General features: G+C 53.8%; 14 protein-coding genes. 6 read left to right on the forward strand and 8 right to left on the reverse strand.

Features of this window, described 5'->3' with window-relative positions; translation table 11 throughout:
* The coding region (locus RMSM_RS27565) for a hypothetical protein (protein ID WP_144058010.1) at window positions 1–1,076 on the reverse strand (1,076 nt) is incomplete at its 3' end.
* A 392-nt stretch (window positions 1,077–1,468) separates the two neighbouring features.
* On the opposite strand from RMSM_RS27565, the gene RMSM_RS37420 reads away from it, so the two are divergent.
* Window positions 1,469–2,881, forward strand: a complete 1,413-nt coding sequence (locus RMSM_RS37420) for a S8 family serine peptidase (protein ID WP_008704814.1) — start codon at window positions 1,469–1,471, stop codon at window positions 2,879–2,881.
* A gap of 388 nt (window positions 2,882–3,269) precedes the next feature.
* Here RMSM_RS37420 and RMSM_RS27580 read toward each other — a convergent pair whose 3' ends face one another.
* Window positions 3,270–5,444, reverse strand: coding sequence for a TIR domain-containing protein (locus RMSM_RS27580; RefSeq protein ID WP_160168391.1), 2,175 nt, complete (start codon window positions 5,442–5,444; stop codon window positions 3,270–3,272).
* Between the two features lie 606 nt (window positions 5,445–6,050).
* Here RMSM_RS27580 and RMSM_RS27585 point away from each other — a divergent pair.
* Window positions 6,051–10,205, forward strand: a complete 4,155-nt coding sequence (locus RMSM_RS27585; RefSeq protein WP_008704821.1) for a TIR domain-containing protein — start codon at window positions 6,051–6,053, stop codon at window positions 10,203–10,205.
* Between the two features lie 512 nt (window positions 10,206–10,717).
* Here RMSM_RS27585 and RMSM_RS27590 read toward each other — a convergent pair.
* From RMSM_RS27590 to RMSM_RS27605, 4 genes are all read right to left on the reverse strand, one after another.
* Window positions 10,718–11,521 (reverse strand): CYTH domain-containing protein, encoded by an 804-nt coding sequence (locus RMSM_RS27590; protein ID WP_008704823.1) that lies wholly within the window; start codon window positions 11,519–11,521, stop codon window positions 10,718–10,720.
* 272 nt (window positions 11,522–11,793) lie between these two features.
* The gene (locus tag RMSM_RS37425) at window positions 11,794–13,242 is read right to left on the reverse strand and encodes a hypothetical protein (protein WP_008704826.1); all 1,449 of its coding nucleotides are present in this window, start codon (window positions 13,240–13,242) and stop codon (window positions 11,794–11,796) included.
* 40 nt (window positions 13,243–13,282) lie between these two features.
* Entirely contained in the window at window positions 13,283–13,579 is a 297-nt protein-coding gene (locus RMSM_RS27600) for a hypothetical protein (protein WP_008704828.1), read from the reverse strand.
* A gap of 100 nt (window positions 13,580–13,679) precedes the next feature.
* The gene (locus tag RMSM_RS27605) at window positions 13,680–14,987 is read right to left on the reverse strand and encodes a tetratricopeptide repeat protein (protein WP_040769648.1); all 1,308 of its coding nucleotides are present in this window, start codon (window positions 14,985–14,987) and stop codon (window positions 13,680–13,682) included.
* A gap of 419 nt (window positions 14,988–15,406) precedes the next feature.
* Between RMSM_RS27605 and RMSM_RS43035 the strand changes: the two genes are divergently transcribed.
* Window positions 15,407–15,652, forward strand: a complete 246-nt coding sequence (locus RMSM_RS43035) for a hypothetical protein (RefSeq protein ID WP_008704832.1) — start codon at window positions 15,407–15,409, stop codon at window positions 15,650–15,652.
* Here RMSM_RS43035 and RMSM_RS27610 read toward each other — a convergent pair.
* Entirely contained in the window at window positions 15,624–16,676 is a 1,053-nt protein-coding gene (locus tag RMSM_RS27610) for a toll/interleukin-1 receptor domain-containing protein (RefSeq protein WP_008704835.1), read from the reverse strand. The two genes, RMSM_RS43035 and RMSM_RS27610, sit on opposite strands and share 29 nt — an antisense overlap.
* A gap of 344 nt (window positions 16,677–17,020) precedes the next feature.
* Between RMSM_RS27610 and RMSM_RS27615 the strand changes: the two genes are divergently transcribed.
* The 3 genes from RMSM_RS27615 to RMSM_RS27625 all read left to right on the forward strand — a co-directional run bounded on the left by RMSM_RS27615 (window position 17,021) and on the right by RMSM_RS27625 (window position 20,692).
* On the forward strand, window positions 17,021–19,786 hold the full coding sequence (locus RMSM_RS27615) for a patatin-like phospholipase family protein (protein WP_008704837.1): 2,766 nt from the start codon (window positions 17,021–17,023) through the stop codon (window positions 19,784–19,786).
* A gap of 70 nt (window positions 19,787–19,856) precedes the next feature.
* Complete coding sequence (locus RMSM_RS27620; RefSeq protein WP_008704839.1) at window positions 19,857–20,261, forward strand: toll/interleukin-1 receptor domain-containing protein; 405 nt, start codon at window positions 19,857–19,859, stop codon at window positions 20,259–20,261.
* A complete protein-coding gene (locus RMSM_RS27625; RefSeq protein WP_008704841.1) occupies window positions 20,261–20,692 on the forward strand; it encodes a toll/interleukin-1 receptor domain-containing protein in 432 nt (143 codons plus the stop codon). The genes RMSM_RS27620 and RMSM_RS27625 overlap by 1 nt, the downstream gene beginning before the upstream one ends.
* 33 nt (window positions 20,693–20,725) lie before the next feature.
* On the opposite strand, the gene RMSM_RS27630 is transcribed toward RMSM_RS27625, so the two are convergent.
* Window positions 20,726–21,871, reverse strand: a complete 1,146-nt coding sequence (locus RMSM_RS27630) for an endonuclease/exonuclease/phosphatase family protein (RefSeq protein WP_008704842.1) — start codon at window positions 21,869–21,871, stop codon at window positions 20,726–20,728.
* Between the last annotated feature and the right edge of the window lie 278 nt (window positions 21,872–22,149).

Here is a 22,149-nt window from a genome sequence, read left to right on the forward strand (position 1 = left end):
AAACTTGGACCACTGCCGCCACCGGGCACAAACGAGGCTTGCGGATTAGCGGACGATTTCTGCTTACGCATGATGCCAAGGAATTCGCGGTCGTATTGTTTCTCGGCAATCGGAGTCCACACCATTCGGCCGCCCTCCAAACTCGCTTCGTAGACCGAAATTTCGGCATAGTTCTCGATCTTCGGTGGAACCTTCACGATCTCCGTGCTGCCGTCGGGGTGAAAGACTGTCTTGGTTCCCCATTGGTCCATCGGGAACTGTGAAACGTCAAACACTTCTTCGTCTTGGGCACGATCCATCGCTGCGGCAAGTGCGGCAACATCGCTCGCGCCGACGGGGCCGCCGGTTCCCGCCAAGCTCTTCAAATTGGCGACGCTGTTGATCACGTCACTGGCTCCGCCCAAGCCCAGGTTCATCGCAGCCCCTTGCGCCATGATGTTCTGTGCGGTGGAGCTGTCCTTCATGTAGTACGGCCCAAGCCCAGTGAATTGCCAGCCGTTGACCAAGTTCATTGCCGCCCGAATCTCTCCGGGGCCCCCGTTGATCTCGAGCGTATATTTCTGAGTCAAATCGGGGACAAACACGATTTCATAGGTAAAGAACATGTTGGGCCCCAATCCATCGTTGACCAGCTCTTTGGACTCCGGACCGCTGGGGATCTCGTCCGAGTGAAGCGTCGGATTGTGCGCCACCCCATCAAACTGTGCCCCATCTGTATCGCTAGCCGTCGCACCACTTGCATCCATCGAACTGCTGCCTGATCGGCTAAAGTTGCCAGTCAGATCGAGTTTGGCGTAGTTGGCTTGGTCGTCGAAACTGGTTGGAATCGGAGCCGATCCGGTCAATCCAACCTTGGCGTCTTCGACGTGGTAAAAATTCTTGGACACCACCAACAACGGCTTGGGCAGGTAGAACGGGATCCCTGGAGCTTCACATCGATTCGCCGGCGAAGCGGGACGAGCAGTGATATGCGGCTTTTGGTGCTTGTATTGCATATAGCCACAGCCGCTCATCGAGATGCACAACACGGCAGAAACCGAAGTGGTGAAAACTCGCATGAAATCGTTACATAACATCAAAGCACTCCCGACGCGAAACGTCGCGTGAAATCGTTTGGGCAAAAGAACGCGGGTTGTCGGGCCTGTCCCACTCGGATTAACCCGCATGATCGTCAAATCGGGAATCTTGCTTGCGATCGTTCGTTGAACAACGATACTAGAGGAACTAGAACCCAACCCCCATCGTGTCGTACTGGTTAGGTAAAGTTTGCGGGTTTGCACACCGGACACCAAAGCCGCCTGGGATTGCCTGCTGAACAACCGAAGGAAACCGAGATGGCGAAAGAAAAGAAAAAATCGAGCTCCAAGTCCAAATCGAAACCGGCGTCCAAGCCGAAATCCAAAGACAAAGCAAAAGCAAGCAACGCGAGCAAAAACGAGTTGCCGCTCCACAGCCGCATCAGAACTTCTTGGATCGCCGTCATCCGCAGAGTCTATTTGTCCGCAGCGAGCACTTCATCGGCAGCGAACCCAGTGAACCGGCGACCACGGGACGTTTTCTAGCCACGACCCTCGATGCCACGCCTGACGCAACCAAGCGAATGCTGCGAGAATTGCAGGACCAAGTGGGGGTTCGGCGGTTTGTCAGCTCACGTGACGGAGGCGTCTTCCAAATGCCTGAGGATGCCGAAGCGATGGTGCTGCAATCGCTTGGAATCGTTGTTCTGAACGTTGATCCGACGCAAACCGAGGCACTCGCGTCGACGTCACGTGGGCAATCCAAACGAAAACAAGCCGACTTTGTAGTCGAGCCTGAATATTTTTGCCAACACGCTGGGCGGTCACGATCGGCGGTGTCCGCAGACTACCTGCGAGGTTACCGTGACGGATTGGACCAAATCATCGACCAGTCGTTGCAGGACGAAAAGCTGATTTATGAACCTGAGTCGGACGATCGTGATCTGGCTTTATTACCTGAACAAAAACTTCCACTCGATTGGCAGAGCAAAACACAGCAATATCGATCCTCGGAACACTCGTCCACCTGGGGACTGCAGCGAACACGCATCGACCAGTGTCCGCTGTCAGGAAAAGGCGTTCGTGTCGCAGTGATCGATTCCGGACTCGATTTGCGACATCCGGGATTCGCAGACCGCGTTGCGAAAACCGTCAGCTACGTCGGGCGATCGGCGCAAGACGACCACGGTCATGGAACCCACTGCGCCGGAACGCTGTGTGGACAAGAAACGACCACCGTTCGCTACGGGATCGCTCGAAAAGCGGAGTTGTACGTGGCCAAGGTGCTCGATCGGAACGGTCGCGGGATGGAGGCCAATGTGATCGCCGGCATCGAATGGGCAATCAACCAAGGATGCCGTGTGATCTCGGTATCGATCGAGCGAGGTGTGGACAGTTGCAGCACAGGATATTCGAATGCGTATGAGGCTGCGGGACTGCGGGCGATCCAGCAGAATGCGTTGGTGATCGCAGCGGCCGGGAATCGATCCCGACGTTCGGCCGGGATCCAGCGACGGGTTTCCGCTCCTGCCAACACGCCGTCGATCGTCGGCGTCGGAGCGATACGTGAATCCGGCCGTGTCGCCGATTTTTCGAATCGTACATTTTGCCGACACGGCGAAGTCGATTTTGTCGCCCCCGGCGTCGATGTGTTTTCCAGCGACATCACATCCGACCAATATCACACTCGTAATGGCACCAGCATGGCGACGCCGCATGTTTCAGGCATCGCTGCACTACTAATAGAACAAGACCCCGGTCTCGGAGGCGAGTCATTGTATCTTCGCCTGAAAGAGTTGTGTTTGATGTCGTCCGAGCTCGACCCCGCCGATTACGGCCACGGCATGCCCCTCGCGCCCCAGTAGGCCGGAACGCAGCGATAGCGGAGTTCCGGCATGGAGGCGGGCGGGCGAGAGGTGGAGTGAGGAGTTGGTAGTGAGGAGTTGGGAGTGAGGAGTTGGGAGTTGGGAGTTGGGAGTTGGGAGTTGGGAGTTGGGAGTTGGGAGTTGGGAGTTGGGAGTAAAAGAATTCACCCTCCCTATGAGAGTTCCGGAGGTTGCGCTGCGCGACATTAGGAGATGTGTTGTCTGAACGCGTTGCGGTCGATAAAGGATCACCGAATTTACCCACCGACGCCGAAGGCGTTCAACAACAAAGCCCAGGGTCGCGAAGCGCACCCTGGGTCCGTGGTACCGCCGCACACTGCCGACCCCAACGGGGTCGAACAGCTTGCGTCATGGCGGTGACGTTCCATCACCCGCCCGACGAGCTCAAATTCGACACCCCCATCAAAATCAATTCCGCGATTCGACGTGGATCGGTACAGTAGAACAATTCGCGGTTCGACGCGTCGTCCAACCCATTTTTGAGTGCTTGCATCGGGCCGCCTCTCCCGTACGACTTGAACTCCTCGGCAAGCTCCTCGCGAGTCTTGAACTCCTGATTGTGGCCTCGGTAGATCTCCGACAGTGCGTCGTAATTCTGTACGTTTGCTCGTGCTTCCTCGGTCGTCATCTCCGATCGATCACGTTGTTCGAGCAAATCGATGACGAGTCTCGCACAACCTCCGAGAGCACCGACCACGAAAAGCGGCTTGCCAGCACGCAACGATAGCAGCGGCTCCTCGATCAATCCCGCGTAGCGGCCCTTGTAACCTTCGATCTTCCCACCCATGACCACTCGGGCGCACGAATCCTCTGTCATTTTTTCTCGCATCGCCGTCATCGCCGGCCCCCAGGCATATTGATGCGGGATCGTATCAGGAACGACAAATCCGTTCGGCAGTGGCTTGAGCTCCGATTCCGATAAACCCAGCTCAGGGCAAGGAACCTTCTCCAATCCCGCAATCGTGCCAAATCGATTCAGGACATCATCGTCGTAGTTTTTCCATAGTGGCCAAGGTGCCACGTTGAGAATCGGCTTGAGATCGGCATCAAATGTTTTTGCCAGATTGCGATAACCGGTGACCAGACTAAACAATCGCAGCGTGAAGTTGTCGGGATCGTCGAGCTTCTCTGGCTCCAGCTTTCCTCCGTAGGCGATCCGCAAACCCGCGACCAATAGATACAGATGAATTTCGTCGGTCATCGTCCGCAAATGCAATGGCGTTAAACCATGTCGGGCCAGGACTTCGCTATCAGATAGCGAGACGGCGATTGTCAGCGGTTCGTTGGTTGAGAGCGTTCGCGACATTCGCATTAGCGGCGTCTCGAATTTGGCGTCCGGTCGAAGACCACTCAACACATTGTATTCCTCACCTGTCAGCGGTGGATCGGGATACAGAAACGTCGAACGGTTTGGGTGCATCGCCAAGTGCACCGCTTCGGGCGAGACATCCAGTGGCACGTCATCGTCGTGAGCTTGTCCGTGCATCAAACGGGTGTAATGGGCTCGCGTCAGCGTTTCGAGGATACTGGCACTCAGCAGCATTCGGGCCGCGATCGGACGAAATTTTTGCAGCCGCTCGTCTATCGCTTGTTGATCGACATCGACTCCCAAGCACCGACGTAGCGTCGCCTCGTCGGGGATCGGCCAACGAACAACCTTGACGTTCCCGCCATAGGGAAAACTTCTTGGCTCGCCATCTTTCAGCGCATCCACGACCAGGATCGGTGTGGCGACTTCTTTGGCATAAGCGGCTTCCATGCGGCACCAAGACGATTTCGCCCATGAATCCGTAAGGAAAACGATAACAAGGTCGGCGCGGCGGATTCCGTCCTTAATCGCGGTGGTAAACTCTTCGGTCAGCTCGATTTTGCGAGCGTCATACCATTGATCGATCCGCATCGTCGACACTTCTTCGAGCACGCGATGGACGGGCCCCTTTCGCTCTGCGTCCAGGTCGGCCTTTGCGTGGCTAAGGAAAAAACTAACCGGTGCAGGGGCATCTGAGATGGAAGCATCTGTCGCTTGCCCTGGATGCCGCAACAAAATCAATGCCCGCACTGCTAGCTGGAATGTCAGCTCTTCGGCTTGAGCAGCTAGATCTTGGTCTTGCGGGAACGTCAGGAAATTGAGCGTCGATAGCGACTCGTCCAACTGGACACCCTGGTCGTCCAACGACACCAGCATGATCGAATGCCGCTGCGGATCGTGACTGCCAACTAACTCTCTTGCAAATTCGGCCCACTGGGCTCCGGTGCCGCCGCCCACTCGCCGATTCATTCTCGCATCGGCGATCACGACCACCACCGAATGCTCGGCCGCATTCAGGTCCAACCAATCAGGGTCATTGGGGATCGCCGGATCAGACTGCAGCCTCGGAGGCAGATCATCTTCACGATCGGGAGTCAGGAAAATCGGCACCCGCAACCCTCGTACCGCCGGAGCCGACAAGAACTTTGGCACAAGCGACTCCGCAATCTTCCGACCATCTGCCGAAGCAGGGTGAAACAGCAGATGAATATGCAAAGGGGGTTGATAAGGCATCGGATGCTCCGTCACTTGGATGTTTTTAATTCGCTGTACCATTTCACCATTTTACAGCAACCGGGAATAGTCAGACGATGGAGACACTTGATAACTTCATTCCAGCGATCGGAGGGTTTTGATCGAGCGAGTCGGTCAATCGATAAGGCAATCATTCAGCGTCATCGCTGGCAGGTTCATTTTGGGGACAAGTAATTTACGTCATACAGCAATGGACATTCATTCATGTTCGGAAACCAAATAAAAAGCTTGAATGCTGCAAGCAAATGCGTCAGACTGCAAGGTACTGCAAACATAAACAGATTGATCGTGACCCAACGAAAGAATGACACTGATTCATTTCTTTGGTCACGACAAGAAAGTCGCGAATGAATGGGACGTCGGTTGCCATCCCGGGGAAGCTGTTACGAAGACGACACAAAAACAGTCGCTTTTCATATGCTGAAGCGTCCATCGACAACCTCAGGTCGTAGACGAACAGCGAAACAAGTCGACTCGTTTGACTTGACAAGTTTGTTGCGCGGATTTCCTACGGGAACTCGCTGATAAGGGGGCGGATGCAATGAGTCATCTCAGGTCCTATACGAAGGGTGCGAGGGCAACCTAATGTCTGCCGATATCTTTATCTCCTACCGAGGCGCGGACCGCGTTTTAGCACGCAAGTTGGAGAACCGGTTGCGTAGCCGATGGGGGAGCCGCGTTTTTCGAGACGAAACGGGAGTCACCTCGGGTCGCAATTGGGCGAAGGAACTGACCGACGCGATGCAAGAAGCTCGCGTGATCATTGCCTTGATTGGTCCAGGCTGGCACATTTCGTCGGATGAAAAGGCCGTCGATTGGGTCCGTCAAGAACTGGCGACTGCGGTGGACGGCGCGAAACCGATACTGCCCGTACTGGTTGGCGAATCCGAAGTGTTGCGTCCCAAACTCGCCTGCATGCCAGAAGCGTTTCGGCGGCAAGCGGTCGTTGTGGGGCCCGAGTTGGCTGGCTTTGATCTTCATCGGATCGCGAAAGCACTGGGGCAACTCGGCGCCTTTCGCACGGAACACGCAGGGACGCTGGCGTCATGTCGTGATCAGATGGTTCCCAAAGTCGCACTGCAGCGTGCAGCGAAAGAAATTGCCGACGGTCGATCGCTACTTATTGTCGGCTCATCTGGATCAGGTCGCAATGCGCTTGTCCAACGTCTTGTCGACGACCAATTGGAACAAGGGCATCTGGTCGCGAGTTATGGGCTTCAGCACGGCGGCGGAATGCGACACACGCACGCTGTAGTTTCCGGTTGGATCAAAACGCTCGGTGAAGTGTTCGAGGATCTCAATTCGCCCTACTGCATAAATAAAGCCGGCGTCGCCTTGGTCAAATCGGTTCTCGAGGCGGGGCCTGATTTGTTAAGCCGCAAGGTGGTCAAACCGAGCACGTTGATCCCGCTTGGGGGCACAGAGCACGACCAGATGATTTTAGAAGCCGTCCGCCGATCGACAGATCGTTGGGCACCATTTCCGCCCACACGATTGAGGCACCAGTCGCGAGCCGTGCTTGAGACCTTGATACGTTATCTGCGTGGCAAAAAAGGAGAAGAGTCGTTGCTAGGCGACAAAAAGCTGATCCTTGTCGTTGATCACTTTGACAGCGTCGACAGCATCTCGGGTGAGTTGGTCGATGACTTGCTTCGAAATTCAATCGATCAGGATGGTCATCAAGTTCAATTCATCATTGCGGCCTATGAATCGGGGGTGAACGCCAGAACGGAGACAAAAAAATGGCTAACCGATGATCTAACGACGAAAATCGACATCCACGAAAAGACAGCCTGGGGCGACCACATTCAACCCTGGCTCAACGCACACAAAATTGACTTGGATCCCTCCGTCGCAAAATTGATCGAGGCCGAATCGAATCCGTTTCGTGCTCTCGCAAAGCTCTGGTACCTCGTTGACAATGGTTTGGTCAAAGAACCGCCTCGGACGCGGTCCAAGCGAAAGTCGACGAAGCAGCCCCCGTCCGAAAAGGTCCAGTGGATTGCCGTGGATGATGGAAAGAAACCGGTGGCGACCGAGGCTTTGCTCAGCGAAGACCGGTTGTTGGATCATATGATCGAAGAGCATGTCCCGGTCATCTACCGACGTTTCGTCGAAGCCGGGGCATTGATGGGACGAACGTTCTCATTTCACGCAGCCTACGCGGCGATCAAACCGCCCGCTCCCGACAGCAGCATCGACGAGCCTCTCAGTACGCGTGAACGCGATGCCTGGTTACAGGAGGCTCGTACCGTGTGGGAGGATTTGAAGACGATCGATCCAGATCGATCCGTGCTCAGCTGTAGCGAGAGCGATTCGGGAGAATGGTTGGTCTCGTTCGCACAAGCGGACTTGATTGGACACCTGAAAAATCAATTCAGCTCTCGAGACGCTCGCGTTGTTCATGAACGCTTGGCTCGCTATTTAGACAATCCGATCGAAGTATTCGATTTGGAGGACTACGGTGACCAGTATTATCGCGCAAATCTAGCGGCCGAACACTGGAGTTTGGCCGGACGACCACGCAATGCGGCCGATGCACACCGCGGCGCCGCACAATTGGCCGAACGTAGTCTGGCGTACGGAGAATCGACGCGACATTACCGCATCGCCATTCGGCTGTACACCCAATTGATTGCCGAACGCGAGGACCCGACACGGGAACACGAGGATCTGATTATTCTCGCGAACTGCTACTACCGCATGGGACAGACGAGGCGACTGTGTGGCAAACCGCACAAAGTCGCGGACGGACAACCATGGGGAGCCATCAACTATCTCGACCGCGCCTTGGACCGTTTGGCCGAGCTGAAGACTTGTCTGCAGAAGAACGAACCGGACCGATGGCCCGACGGTATTACCGGCCCGTGCACGCGAGGCATTCCTGGCCCTAATCTCGTCCGCCATCACCTGCGTGTCTACCACGCCGTTAGCGGTCATGTGCATCTCGAATTGGCTCAGTGCCATGAAGCGATCGTCGAGCAATGTCGAACACGCACCGAAGATGAACTTCACTCTTGTTCGGCATGCAGACTCTCTAACCGACTCGTGCGTGACCGATTGTTCGATGCGCTGCGACATGCCGAAGCAGCCCAAGGTGAAGCAGGCAGCCGATGGTTGTTGGCGGCGGCTTCGGCGAGACTTGCCTCGCTACTTACCCATGAATCGCTTCGTACCGAATTCGTCGATAAACAGCGTTCCGACGAGCTTGCCGTGGAAGCGTTTTTCCATATCGAACGAATCATCGGTTTGAAACCCTACACGTCAGATGAACAGCAAGAATTTGCAGACCCAGTATCCGTCGCTTGGAGAACGGCTGGACGTTTGTTCCGTCACCATGCGCGGCAAGCTCGAATCGCCGAGTGGTGCTACCGCAAAATGAATGATCATGGCGACAATGTGACGGCGACGGTCGATCTCGCAACAGATCGCTGGTTGGGCGGTTTTTTGCTGTCCATCTGCGTGCCAGGTGAATCGGGCGTTAACATCGAAAAAGCAAAAGAACTCCTCGAGCGGCACCGCGACTGGGCAATCGAAAGCGGAATTGTCGATTTGAGAACGCCCGCGCACCTGCGACTGTATCTGCTGGAACTGATCAAGACCGCCGCCGATCCGTGCCAAAATAAGATTCGCTTAGAACACCTTGCCAGAGCCCGCCGGGATGCTCGTCAGGATGCCCTATCCGATCGACATGGCCGAGAATGCGGACTTTTTGAAGCTCTTGAAGAGATCGTTAGCAACGGCGCTGACAAATCGGGCCTCGAACGGGCCGTTGAGCTGTTTCGAAAATCGTTGCCAGAACTCAAAAACGACACCGATTCCGCCGTTCTTCAAAAGGGCACGGCAAGACTTGCCAAGATGTTGCTGCGGCGCTGCCCACCGCTCGCCGAATGGGTAAAGCAAGAGCTTGGACCGCAGCTTGGCCACGCCAGTAGCGATGTAGCCAAGTGGTTCAAAAGAGCCGATGAGTATCAAGCATCGATGGCGGCGAACCGAGTCTTGCTCAGCCCCTGTGTTGATAGTGTCATCGATGACTTGGCGAAGTCACGTTTAGCACCGAAAGTCTACAGCCAAGCAATTGAAACTAAGAATTTGGCGTTGGAACTTCTCGAAATCCATCAACAGGCCTGCATCAAAGAGGAGGGGGTGGACCTGCACGTTTTAGTCCGCGATGTAGAGTACGCAGCGTTCATGCACGACTGGTATTGCGGCACGGACCCCGCACGACTGCTGACGTTGGCGTCAGAATGGAATTTGAAAGTGAGCGGCGAAGAGTGGTCGAATCCGAAACTGTTGCAAGGCCGGCTCGCGACGACGGTACTCGAGATCATGTACAGTGCGAAGACCGTGCTCGGTACAAGCCGTTTTGAACGAATCACCAACATGGTTGATAATTGTGTCGTTGGACGCCCCGATGCAACGGCTCTGGCAAAGGTATTTTTTCTGGCCAATGTCATTACCGAACCAAACAACAAGGATGATGAGCAAAGAGACTTTGGCCCCGACTGGAGGACCGTAGCCGTGGAAGAACGTGACATTGACGGCGCGTACCGCTTGGCAACAAAGAACAGAGAACGAGCTCCCTGGGACTTGGGATACGTTCACGGCACAGAAAACAGCGACGACTTACCCGGTCATTTCAACGACAACATCACACGGCCAAATACAGAACTCTCGCTCGACAAAGAGCTCACGCTCGACGACGAAGTCGATCCACTGCGTGAAAGTGAGGTCATTTGATCACAAGCGATTCGCAATCGCGGCACAGTGGAATTCGATGATAATGAGGAACGCATGCGACGTTGGTGGCCTGATGCCGCCTCAGAAAATGACGGTTTAGCCCAACACGACTAGGGCAAGCTAAATTCCTGATGGGTAACATCAATCAACTGGATAACATCGATCAAATCGGAGTGATTCTATGACAAATCTTCCTTCTCGCTTATCGCTTCGGTTCTGCATGCTGAATCTGTTGGCGGTCTTTGCGGCGAACGCAAGTCAAGGCTGGGCACAGTCTTGCCTTTAATCAATCCAACAAGAAGGTCACGTCCAAAGGAAGCGGAAGCTTGGGTCACAGGTGGACTGGACCGCCTGCCTGCCCCACTTGGTTCACTTCCGTTTTCATCGGATTACGAATGCACGGCGATGATCTATGAATTCCAGCGTAAAAGTAAAGTGGCCGAACCGCAGCAGAATTCCCCTGGTCTTTTACAAGGACGTACGCTGTCGCAAAGGACATGACGCTGTTTTCGTTAACCCTGATATGCGAACTGGGTTTTGCTGACTCCGTTGGGGTGGCACCAATCGAGTTTTTGGATGGCGGCGAACAGATCGTAGGCGGTTTGGGCTGCGGCGGCGGGATATTGCTCTTTCTTGTCTCGGTAGCGGAATGAGAATTCGGCACAGAGGATGCGGCCCTTTGACGTGTGGGACCAAAGAATCACCGCGACCGAGCAGTCAACGTCGGGCGTGAGCGTCAGCTTCAATCCCTTACGGACTTGCTCGTGCGGCACGAAGTCATTGACGCCCAACACCGGAGTCTTTCCTTCGCAACGCCCACCGTCGCGCGGAAGTTTTCCCAGGAGCGGAAACAGACGTGATGCTTTGGCCACCGTTTCGGGTAAACCGTCGGTGGGACTGGCGATCGTGACCGAGTGAGAAAAACGACTGCGAAACGGTGCCGCGATGTCTTCTTCGAACTTGAATTTGCCATTCAACTTCTTCGCGGGACGCAAGTCAGCAGCGGCGGCCAAGTAGCGGTCTTCACTACGACACTTCAGCGTGAATTCACCGTCTGACGACGATCCCTTCGGTCGCCGATGTCGCAATATCAATTGGTTGTTGCGAAACGAAAAATCGGGTGTGTCCAGAAAGCGAATCGTCCGCTGATCGAACTTGTCGAACCGCCCTGACACTTTCGCGTCGAATCGCTTGGCTTGTCGCTTCAAGTCAGCCTTGACCTCTTCAAGCCCCTCGCGTGCGTTGTCGAACAAACGTGGATCAAGCATCACCTTGTATTCACGTGAAATGACCGGAAGCGTTGACTTGCTTTTCATAAGATGGTTCTCACGAGCGTGGTCACTTCGATGGCTTTGCGGAACAAGGCGAATGGACATAAGTACATTTAGCAGCACCTTGTTAAAACGGAGGAGCCTTCCGTCTGCGTGTATACTATCACTTGCGTCCGAGAGACACAAATATGATTCGCGACGCGGATACAATGAATGACGTGAATCAATCTCAGATTCCTCGTTCTGATCGCGGAGCGATCAACGACTATCCGCCAGTTCGTTTCGGGATGAACGCAACGTGGTTTCCGATGCGTTTCCTATGTCACTTCCACGGTGACTTCGCCGGACGATTCGTTGTTCGGATTGATCACGACGATACTTAACTTCCTGGCTTTCGCAACATCAGCCGTGGTAAGCCCGACTGTCACTTTCGTGCTGGCGACGCTGGTGGGGTCACGCAGCGAGCCATTCACCTTCACCTTGCAACCGGTGACGAAATGGGTGCCGCTGATTTCAAGCGTTGGCGGTGGGGTCATTCCATGCTTGATGGTGGGCGGAGTGATCTCGGTGATGACGGGCTTGGCCGCGTCGGGCTGCAATCGCTCGGTGCGTCGATCTGCGTTTTTGGTCGTCAGAATGGTTTCAACCAACTCTTTTAACTTCAATGTCGCTTGGTCTGAGAACAAGCCAACCAGTGCGGCGATCATCGCAATGCCAAACAGATTGTCGACCGATTCGCCAGCGATGTGGCCGCGTCCCACGACGAAGAAAACGATCAGGGCAAGCCCAGCGCCGATACAGGGCTGGAACAGATACCACCAGCACCAACTGGGCGAAAATTGCCGGTTCCCCACGAACGCAGTGAACGAGGCCACCGAGTGCAACAAGCTGCCAAAGGCTCCCATCAGCAATACGAAAATCAGAATGTCTCTTTTATGCGAAGCACCTGATTCGACCGAGGCAATGAGGATAACGTTTGCAGCGGCGCGAATTGAATCGTCTTCCTTAATTTGGGCAATCACCGTCACCGTTTGCGTTTCCTCGATCTTAGCTGGAGCCTGATACACTCCCTGCTCGGATATCCTGCCTACCTTCGGTTCGATGTCCCAAGTGATTTTGGAGGATGATGAGTTCAGATCGGATTCGGACGTTTCCTCCGATTTATTGCTGCCTACTTCTGTCGCGGTGGCGAACGGGATCACCTGCGATGCTCTGGCGGTGATCACGGAAGGCAAAACCTGAAGTTGTTTTGAATCCGAAATAATAACAACCGCGGTGCCGGAGCTCCCTGATTCGTCAACACTTTTTGCCGTAACAACGACGTGTTCCGTTTTGGAAAACTCAGCCGGTGCCGTATAAACTCCCGTCACGTCATCGAGGGAGCCGTTGTCGGTTATCTCGTTTTTCGTTTTGGACCAACGAAATGCTGTGACGTCGTCGTCGACGGTTCCGGCAACGGATGCGGAAAAGGATAGTTTTTCCTCTGGTTTCAAGGTCGCCATCGGAGGGCTGACAATCACTTGCGGCGTTTCAGCGGGCGAATAGAGATGTCCCCACATGAGGATTATCGACGCAATGAGGACGGCCCCCATTAAGGACAAGTAGATACCGAGTGACAATCGCTTCAGCGGTGTGTCTAGCAGCGTGATCGTCGCGTGGGCAAAACGCTGCGGCTCGTTGCGACTGCGAGCGGTAAGCACGACGGTCCGTGGACGCCAAATCCACGAGGGTGCCGTATAGACTCCTTCTTGCGTCACCTTGCCCACTAAAGGCTCCTCCCAAATCAACGGCTCGTCCGAGTCGCTGCTAAACAACTGCTGCTGTTTTAAAGTCAGCTCGACACTCGCGGGTGTCAACTTTAGCGCGGGGGGGGGGCGGCGTCAGCGTGATCGCAGCCCGATCGATTTCTGCGCCATCGGCCGCTTTCACGATCAAGGTGACCTCACTCTGCTCGGCAATCTGATCGGGGGCAGTGTAGCGACGATTCTCGGCATCCCAAGTCCCGATCGCAGGCGGCTCGATCATCCAACCGTCGGGAAGTTGTTCGACCTCGAAGTCAATGGAATCCGAGGCTCTTAGTCTTGCTGTCTTGGGTGTGATCATGTCAAGCACTTCCTCGGATTAATGAGACGTTGACTACGGCCGTTAAAAACATCAACAACCTCAAAGCCCCAAAGTTTCCTCGATTTGCTGCGGCGCTGGGCTAGCGAACGGGGGTAAGTCTTTGCTCGTAGGATTTTCGAAGCACAATGGTCGGTTCAACGAACCGCACCGGCCCCGTGCTTCGCACGATCGCTTCGCCGAGTGCCAGATGTTTCGCGGCGCGAGTGTAGTCGTCCATCGCTGCGTTCACCGCGGCCAATGCTCGGTAGTCCCAGTAGGTTCGCGTTTCGCGAGATGCAAATACCGACTGGACGTCTGCTTTTGCTGCTGCAATGCGGGCGGTATCCGGCGAATGAGTCGCTAACAGATAGGCACGATGGCTTCGTGGCTCGTTCATCTTTGGGTCGAGTTCAATCGCACGATTCAGGTTTCGCTCGGCGTCATCAAATTTGCGGAGTTCGGTTTGCACTTGCCCAAGATTGTTCCACAGATACGCATTTTCCTCCGGATATTGCTCCAGTTCGATCGCCGTTTTGAAATCCGTTTCCGCCGCGGCCAATTCGCTTCCGATGGCCAATCGCACCACGCCTCGTCCGGCAACCGCCTCGCCATCGCCCGCGTCGAGTGTCACGGCAATAGAAAACTCGTCGAGCGCGGATTCGTAGTCGGCTTGGTCGTACAAAACGCGTCCCCGAGCCTTGCGTGCGAAACCGTCGTGGGGATCCAATTTGACGGCCAGATCGAGTTGCTTTCGAGCCGAATCGATCTTGCCAAGATCGTGCAACAACGCGCCGATGTACTTGCGTGGGAACGCGTGCTTCGGATCAAGCTCGATGGCCTTGGAAAAGTCATCCATCGCATTTTGGTTTTGCCCGACTTGGTAATAGGCCAGTCCGCGGCCCATCCACGCGGGAGCCGATTTCGGATCGTCTTGGATCGCACGAGTAAACGTCACGATAGCCGCCGGCTGATCCTGAGCGGTGATTTGAGCGTAGGCCAGCGGCTCCAGATAATCGCCTGGCGAATTGGCGATCTTCACTGCCTTTTTCAGATCAGCGATCCCTTCGGCATGCTTACCCAGCGACATCCGTACAGTACCACGTGACAAATAGTCTCGCGCGTTCGCACCTGTTTTAAAAGGTTTACTGAAAAATGCCTCCGCTGCATCGAGCTTGACGACATCTCCGATCGCCAGCCAGCCTGGGCGACCACGGCTGACCAAGATTTTAGAGCCGTTGACCTCCAGCACCTTCAGTACCTGCCCCGCGCCCGCTTGGTCGACGCTCTTGGCGTTTTGAACGATGGAGACGTCACGACGGGCTGCCACCAAATCACCTTGCTCAAGCGCGAACGCGAAACTCGCGTTCAAACAGACAAGGAACGATCCCACAACAGCCTTCACATCCATCGTAGTTTCCCGCAGCGTTATTTTGTTGACACCCCCTCTGATGGTCGTTAAGTTCTAGTGGGTATGCAAGAGTTTACATCGAGTTTTTCGCTGTTTTTGACAAAAGAGGACGCAACATGTTGATACGCAAAGCGGCATTTCTCGCGGCGGTTTCATCCGGATTCTTCGGAGCCACGCAGGCCGAAGCAGGTTGTTTCGGCCGGCGCAACTGCTGCCAAACCACCCCCGTCGTGTGTCCACCGTGCAATGTGCCAATTGTTTACCACGGCACATTGGCACCAGCAACGACGGGCGTTCTCGGACACAACAGTGTCCCATGTTGCAATAACGCCCCCGTTGAACAAATAAACTCGTCTACACCAACGCCTAGTGTTCCCGTCATCAAGTACCGTACTGAGTATAGAACGCGCACCGTTCCTGTGACGAAGTATCGATTGGAAACAAGAGAAGAGGAAATCGTCAACCGCGACGGTTCGATTTCAAAGAGAGAAGTACAGATTCAAGTTCCCTACACCGAGCAAATCGAACAAACGTATTCGGTTCAGGTTCCATACCTAGAAGAAGAAGGTCAAGACGTTCGCAGTTCTTCCAGTATTGAAGACACTTTGAACAAAATTGAGGGCGATGTCCGAGCCATTAAGGCTCGGCTTGGCATTTCGAATTAACCACACACTCTTTTAGTGTGATTGTCTTAACTCCGTGAAGATTGAGTTGCAAATCGCCCAAATCCAAAGCCGAATCATTTGGGTCGCTATGTACGTCGCCCGACGTCACCTTTCCTGTCACAATCGAAGTGTTCCCACTTTCGTATGTTTCCTCATTAGGCCACCAATCCGCTGTTTTGAAATAGAGCCTAGCGTCGAACCCATTGATTCGCGAGTCTACTGTTTTTCCGTCGCGGGCATTTTGGAACTGTCGCTCGGTCAAGGTTATTTGCAGCGATATACGACGCTGGTCTGATCTTACCTCTTGCATCCATTCTTTAAGCTCAGACGTTTGCATCGACGCGGTATCACCTAAAGAAGTTTTTGGACAGTCAGCGTACTCTGCAAGTTTTTCCTGGCGATGGAAATGCTTTTGCGTTGCTGGTATCGCGACTAGCGAAAGAAATAGCACCCCAACCAACAAAAACGTAGCAAAGACCGCAAGTGGCGTTTGCTTCCAATACCAAGGCCGACTCTCACGAGATTGTTTTGCCGCCCGTTCAAAGGCAGCTTGGTCCATTTCGTTAACAGTCCACCCATCGATATTCTCATCCTCAAGTGGCGGCGATAATCCGAGTTGCTTTAGTTGCGATAACAAAGATTCGAGAGAGTCCACATCATTGGAATCGAAATTCCGAATGGCCTGAATTTCACTAACGAGTGATGACTGGACACTGCCATCAAAATCGAGTGGCAGTATGATTCTGTCAGTGTTCTTCGCAATAAAGGCTTCTGCCAGGCACCATTGGGATCGACACCAATTCTCTGTCCCGAAGACGAGCAAACATGCTGTATCTTGTAGCTTACTGAACAAGAATTGCTCCCATCGCTTCCCAGGAACAATTCCACTTTTGCGATCCGAATCTAAAAACAGGCGGTTGCTCGAGTAGCCGCGGTCTCGCAGGTATTGCAAAACCGCCACGGCTTTGCCTTCATCTTTCTTACTGTGGCTAAAGAAGATAACGCTTTCAGACATCTTGTTCATCTTTCTAGCATGCAGATGACATAACCATGCTGCGTGCCAATGGAAACCCAACCCAAGACGCTTACACCTTACAACAAAAAGGAAAAGCTAATCTTCTGGCTCAAACGCACATCCAAAACTCGCTAAGAATAGAGCAGTTTACTGCGAGAACTTCGTGCAGATGTGCGTACAACACTGGACATCCTATCCATGTGACTCAATTACTACAAATTGCTGGCAATTGCACCAGATACAGCATAACATTCAGAGGACTAACGTGTAAAATTTTCCCTGCAATTAATGCTTGCCCCCAAGCTTTGATTTTGACGCCGCAGATGCATACACATTGAAAACGGATCTGTGAAATGATCACTTGGAAACAATGGCTTCTAGGGGAGTCGCCCGAGCAGGACTCCGATGCAGTCGTAGCGAAAACTGACAATGCCGCGGCTCAGGAATTGGCGGTGCGACTAGGCGATGACTGGGGTGCTGCGGAGTTCCAGCCGAACGACGCCGACAAGCGGGCGGCCTGGGAGTTCTATAGCCAGTTGCGTAGCCGCATCGTCACTCGGCCGCTTCCCTATTTGCGTGGCGATGAGAAGACGGCTCTTGATAGTGTTTACAGATTATTCGCGTGCGCTCGTGAGATTTGTAAAGAGGCGGGCCCCGAGGCACATCGGTTTGCCGATCTCGTTTGGACGTTTCTCAATACCGATGTACGGCCTTTCACTGCGAAATGGCACAAGCCGTTCTCAAAGGGCAAGCTGAGCGAAGATGACAACCACGACTTCCGTCTAGAACTTGAGCGACTGCAACGCAAGGTCCGCTACTACGAACAACTGTTTCTCGCCTTGGCCCTCGGAAAGCAGATCCAGTTGCCGGCGACCAACGATGCCTCGCCGGACCACGAAGATGACAAACAAGATTCCGCTTGGGAGTTTAGCGAAATTCTGTTTTCGCCAAGCGTCGACTCCGCGACTGCTGCTGCGGTTCACCAGAAGGAGTTGTCTGCGATCCGCGAGCGACGTGGCTTAGACAAACATGCGGAGGTCACCAACCTGACGGGACTTGCTCTTTCGGGCGGCGGATTGCGGTCGGCCACGTTTGCACTCGGCGCACTACAAGGACTCGCCAACAATGCCATGTTGGCCAACTTTGACTACATGTCCACCGTTTCGGGTGGAGGCTATGCCGGTTCGTTTCTGAGCTGTTTCTTAAACTCGACTGCTCCCAGCGTCTCGAGCGTCTCAGATCCAACGTCATCGATTGGGCTGGAAAAAAACAATCTTCCTTTCGCCCGAAGTGCCACGCAAGAATCCGCTCCGATGCGGCACCTGCGGTCCAGCAGTAAAGCACTTTTGACCGGCGGGTTTTGGAAACGACTGGAGATCCCGGTGCTGGCGTTCGCCGGTTGGCTGGCCAGCTTCTTTGTTGTCCTGCCTCCCTTGCTGCTATTCACTCTGCTGATTTGCCTGCTCAACCAGGAGGCAATCTCCAACGCATTTGAAGGAGATCATCCCTACATGGGTTGGTGGTGGGAACAATCTCTCGTTGCTTCCATACTCACGCTGTTCGCGCTGTGCCTAGTCTTGATTACGGTGCTGCAGCACTATCGGCGGAAACGAGGCGAAACGGATCTGCCCGAGACGGCGCTACGTTGGGTCGGTTTTTTATTCCTATTCCTAATGGCAATGTTCGCGTGGTGGGCGTTTCCGCTGGGGGCGAGACTCAGCCATGTGCTAAAAGAAACCAGCCAGACGGGATTCATGCTTCCCGGGGAATCGGTCATTGCGGTATTATCCGCCATCGCAATTCCGATCGTTTCACGGCTCTCCACGATGACAAGCAAAACCAGTCGCTGGAAGCCGGTTCTCGCTACGATCGCAGTCGGGATTCTGCCACTAATATTCGTCTGGATGGTCGCCACGCTGATTGCGAGCCACTTCTTGTTCATTGGCGTTGATCGCGAACTCGTGATGAATCGATGGTGGTGGCTACTCGGGCTGGCCGTGGTGGTGTTTGCGGTGACTCATTGGCTGCTCAACATCAACGCTTGCTCGCTGCATCCGTTCTACCGCGATCGTCTAGCGCGTGCGTATCACTTGAAATTGGACTCGCACGGTAATGTGATCGCAAGTTCGCCTCAGAAGCTGAGTCAACTTACCGAGAAGGCCCCTTATCACTTGATCAACGCGTCGCTCAACGCGCCGGCAGGTCATCGTGAAGCCCTTCGTGGTCGCACCGCGGACTTCTTTATGTTCAGCAAACATTTCTGTGGCAGCGAGTCGACAGGCTACTTTGCGACGGAGAATATTGAGGAAACTGACCCTAGCGTGGATCTTGCCACCGCCGTAGCCATCTCGGGTGCAGCAGCATCTCCATTTATGGGCGTGAACAACAGTCGGTTCAATTTTTGGGCCGCCTTGTTCAATGTCCGCTTGGACTATTGGTTACGCGTGCCCAATCGCGAGAAAGGGATGTGGGACGGGAACCCAGGACCACTGTATTGGCTGCGGCAATTTATTGGCGATGTGCGTGATACGTACCCGTATGTCAATTTGTCCGACGGTGGACATATCGAAAACATGGGGATTTACGAACTGCTACGACGCCGCTGCCGCTACATCGTGTTGGTCGATGGCGAATGTGATCCGGGGATCACTTGTGGCAGTTTCTTGCAAGTCATTCGCTACGCCAAGATCGATTTTGGCATCGACATCAAAATTGATCTGTCACGTTTAAAATTTGCCGACGCGCGAGCCGAGACGGATGCCGGCATTCCCACTGAAACGCCACCCACGGGCAAAGCAGCATCGCCCACAGTTGATTACCATTTCGCACTGGGTGAAATCGATTACGGTGATGGCAAAACCGGATGGCTGCTGTATCTAAAAAGTTCAATCAGCGGCAACGAAGGCAAGGCGATTGAAAGTTATCGAGAGCGTGAACCGGAGTTTCCTCACCAATCAACGGCGGACCTCGCCTACGATGAAGAACAATTTGAATCCTACCGAGCACTCGGCGAACATATTGCCAGTGACACATGTTCCGAAGAACTCGTCGGAGCAACATCGCCGACCGATATCCCCAATTGGTTTAAAGAGATGCGAAAGCGATTGCACGGCAAATAGGTTAAGATCGTAATCGCACGCTCGATCGCAGCAGCAAATCGAACCTATCGAACGGCCGCAGAACAGTAAGATGACCAGTCAATCGACCACAACAAAACATCGCGTTTTCCTCAGCCATTCGCGGCAAGACAAATGGGTCTGTCACCAAATTCGTGAGAAGATCGAGCAAGCTGGCGGCAGCGTTTGGGTTGACGTCTTTGACATCGACGCAGGTCGCAATATCAGCGAAGAAATCAAGGTGGGGCTGCGGAAATCCGACGAACTGCTGGTCCTGCTATCGCCCGCTTCGATCCAATCGGACTGGGTCAAACACGAAGCGGGTATTGCCGATGCCCTCGATTTGCCGATTACACTTGTCATGATGCACGCTAAACTAGAAGACAGACCGAAGCCACTGCAGGACCGTCGAGCAATTTCAATCAACGAATTGCCGGACTACTTCGATGCGATAGGTGCAAATACGGAGAGCGTTTGATGCCCGAAACCCCAAAAGAAACGACTCCAACGCCCGCAAAACAAAAACGGGTGTATGTAAGCCATACCGAAGAATCTCGTGATTTGGCGAGATTTGTCTCTCAAAAACTGCGGGACATGGGAATCGATGCATCGAGTGACGATGTGGATGCGGCTAAGGAAACCGAACAGCGTCGTCGGCTAAAAGAAGAAATCGGCAAATCAGATGCGATCGTGACGCTGGTGACCCCGAATTCGCTTGGATCAAACTGGATGCAATACGAAGTGGGATTGGCGACGGGGTTGGATCGCTTGGTGATTCCCGTCGTCGTTGACGTCAAAGCAGACCAATTGCCCGAGCAAATTTCGGCCAAACGCACGCTCGGACTCGATCAATTGGATCAAATTCGAGAAATGATCGACAATGTGATTGCCCATTCGTCCGACGAGTAATTCCAAAGATCCGACGTTATCGGCGTGGGCGGTCTACTCTTTACTGGCGACGGAACTTTCCGTGCCGGCGATGCGGCGTAGGTACTCTTCGCCGAAATCGATCTTTAGCTCCAGCCACAGCGGGAAGTGGTCGGAAATTTGGTGAGTTCGCCACTGTTTGTAGTAGTTATGCTTCTCTCGATCACTGCGAAGTTCGCCGCTGGACTTTTTCTCATAGCTCGGCCCCATCTCAGGCCGATAGGTCGGCGCTTCATCGTCACGGTACACGTGCTCGAAAAAATTGAAGACGCCCGCCTTCGATGTTCCCACACGATTCTGCACGACGTCGCTGTCATACGCTTTGCTGATGAAGGCCATCTGATCGAAATGTTTTCCGCCGGCAGCGTTGGAGGTGACGTCGCGAAATTGAGGCGGGATAAAAAAGCCGGCCTCTTCGATCGCTTTGAATGTTTCATCGTCGGTCGAAAAGATATTGAAATCACCGAGCAACACCAAATTACGAGCCCAGGCGTGCTTGTCGGTAACATGTTTGGCAAGAAATTGCGACAACACTTCGATCTCTTCGAGCCGAGTGGGATCGACACTGACGGATTTGCCGTAGTAGATGTGGACGGTAGAGAGCATAAACCGCAGGTAACCCGATTCGAATCCACATAGAAAGGGAGTGCGTGCGAGTTGCCGCTGCGGTTGTAGCGTGCGATCAGGCAACTTCTTGTCAGGGATCACGATTTCGCCTGCCAAGCCACCGAAGATCACCTTGCGTGAATCATAGATAATCGCACTTCGTTCTCGATTCCCTGCCGCCCCGGCGGTGACATCGGTGATCAAGACTTTCCACCAGTCTCCCAGAATCGCGGTCAATCGATTGAGTGCTTTTAAATCGGCATTAACCTCTTGCACCGCAACCAGATCGAAATGTGAAAGAATTTCTGCGATGTAATACATCGATTCATCGCTGCGAAAACCATACTTTGCGTTGTCAAAGTCGCGAATGTTCCAGGTCGCCAATAGCAACGTTTCGTTGATCGTTCGTTTAGGAACCTGTTCGGCAAGCTTCTCACGTAGCCGCAGCAATCCAACGGCAGTTCGCTCGTCTGTGGTCGTTTCACGATCAAGTGCCCGAGCACGAGTTGACGGCGTGCGAGTTGACGGCGAGTCCAATTTATAAAGAAAAGGCATCGTAAGTTCCTTGCAGCAGTCAACTCAAGTGAAAACGCGTGACACAAAGTAAGTATAAGGTAGCGTTCATATTAGCGGAGCGTCGAAAAGAGCAATTCCCCAGGATCTCAATGTCGCCCGACGACTCCGCTAAGACATTGTCGTTGATCGCTCTGCGATCATCACGCGGACATTATCAGTACGACGACAGGCTGGAAGCCTATCCCACAAAAGTCTTGGCGACTTTCGCTACATTGATCTTTCTTATCTTTTTGCCATCCATCTTTTTGCCGACAACT

The sequence above is a fragment of the Rhodopirellula maiorica SM1 genome, from assembly GCF_000346295.1.
Lineage (GTDB): Bacteria > Planctomycetota > Planctomycetia > Pirellulales > Pirellulaceae > Novipirellula > Novipirellula maiorica.

Coding starts and splice junctions, on each gene's coding strand:
- RMSM_RS27580 (WP_160168391.1), bottom strand. CDS start 5,444: ATGCCTTATCAACCCCCTTTGCATATTCATCTGCTGTTTCACCCTGCT.
- RMSM_RS27585 (WP_008704821.1), top strand. CDS start 6,051: ATGTCTGCCGATATCTTTATCTCCTACCGAGGCGCGGACCGCGTTTTA.
- RMSM_RS27590 (WP_008704823.1), bottom strand. CDS start 11,521: ATGAAAAGCAAGTCAACGCTTCCGGTCATTTCACGTGAATACAAGGTG.
- RMSM_RS27600 (WP_008704828.1), bottom strand. CDS start 13,579: ATGATCACACCCAAGACAGCAAGACTAAGAGCCTCGGATTCCATTGAC.
- RMSM_RS27605 (WP_040769648.1), bottom strand. CDS start 14,987: ATGGATGTGAAGGCTGTTGTGGGATCGTTCCTTGTCTGTTTGAACGCG.
- RMSM_RS27610 (WP_008704835.1), bottom strand. CDS start 16,676: ATGAACAAGATGTCTGAAAGCGTTATCTTCTTTAGCCACAGTAAGAAA.
- RMSM_RS27615 (WP_008704837.1), top strand. CDS start 17,021: ATGATCACTTGGAAACAATGGCTTCTAGGGGAGTCGCCCGAGCAGGAC.
- RMSM_RS27620 (WP_008704839.1), top strand. CDS start 19,857: ATGACCAGTCAATCGACCACAACAAAACATCGCGTTTTCCTCAGCCAT.
- RMSM_RS27625 (WP_008704841.1), top strand. CDS start 20,261: ATGCCCGAAACCCCAAAAGAAACGACTCCAACGCCCGCAAAACAAAAA.
- RMSM_RS27630 (WP_008704842.1), bottom strand. CDS start 21,871: ATGCCTTTTCTTTATAAATTGGACTCGCCGTCAACTCGCACGCCGTCA.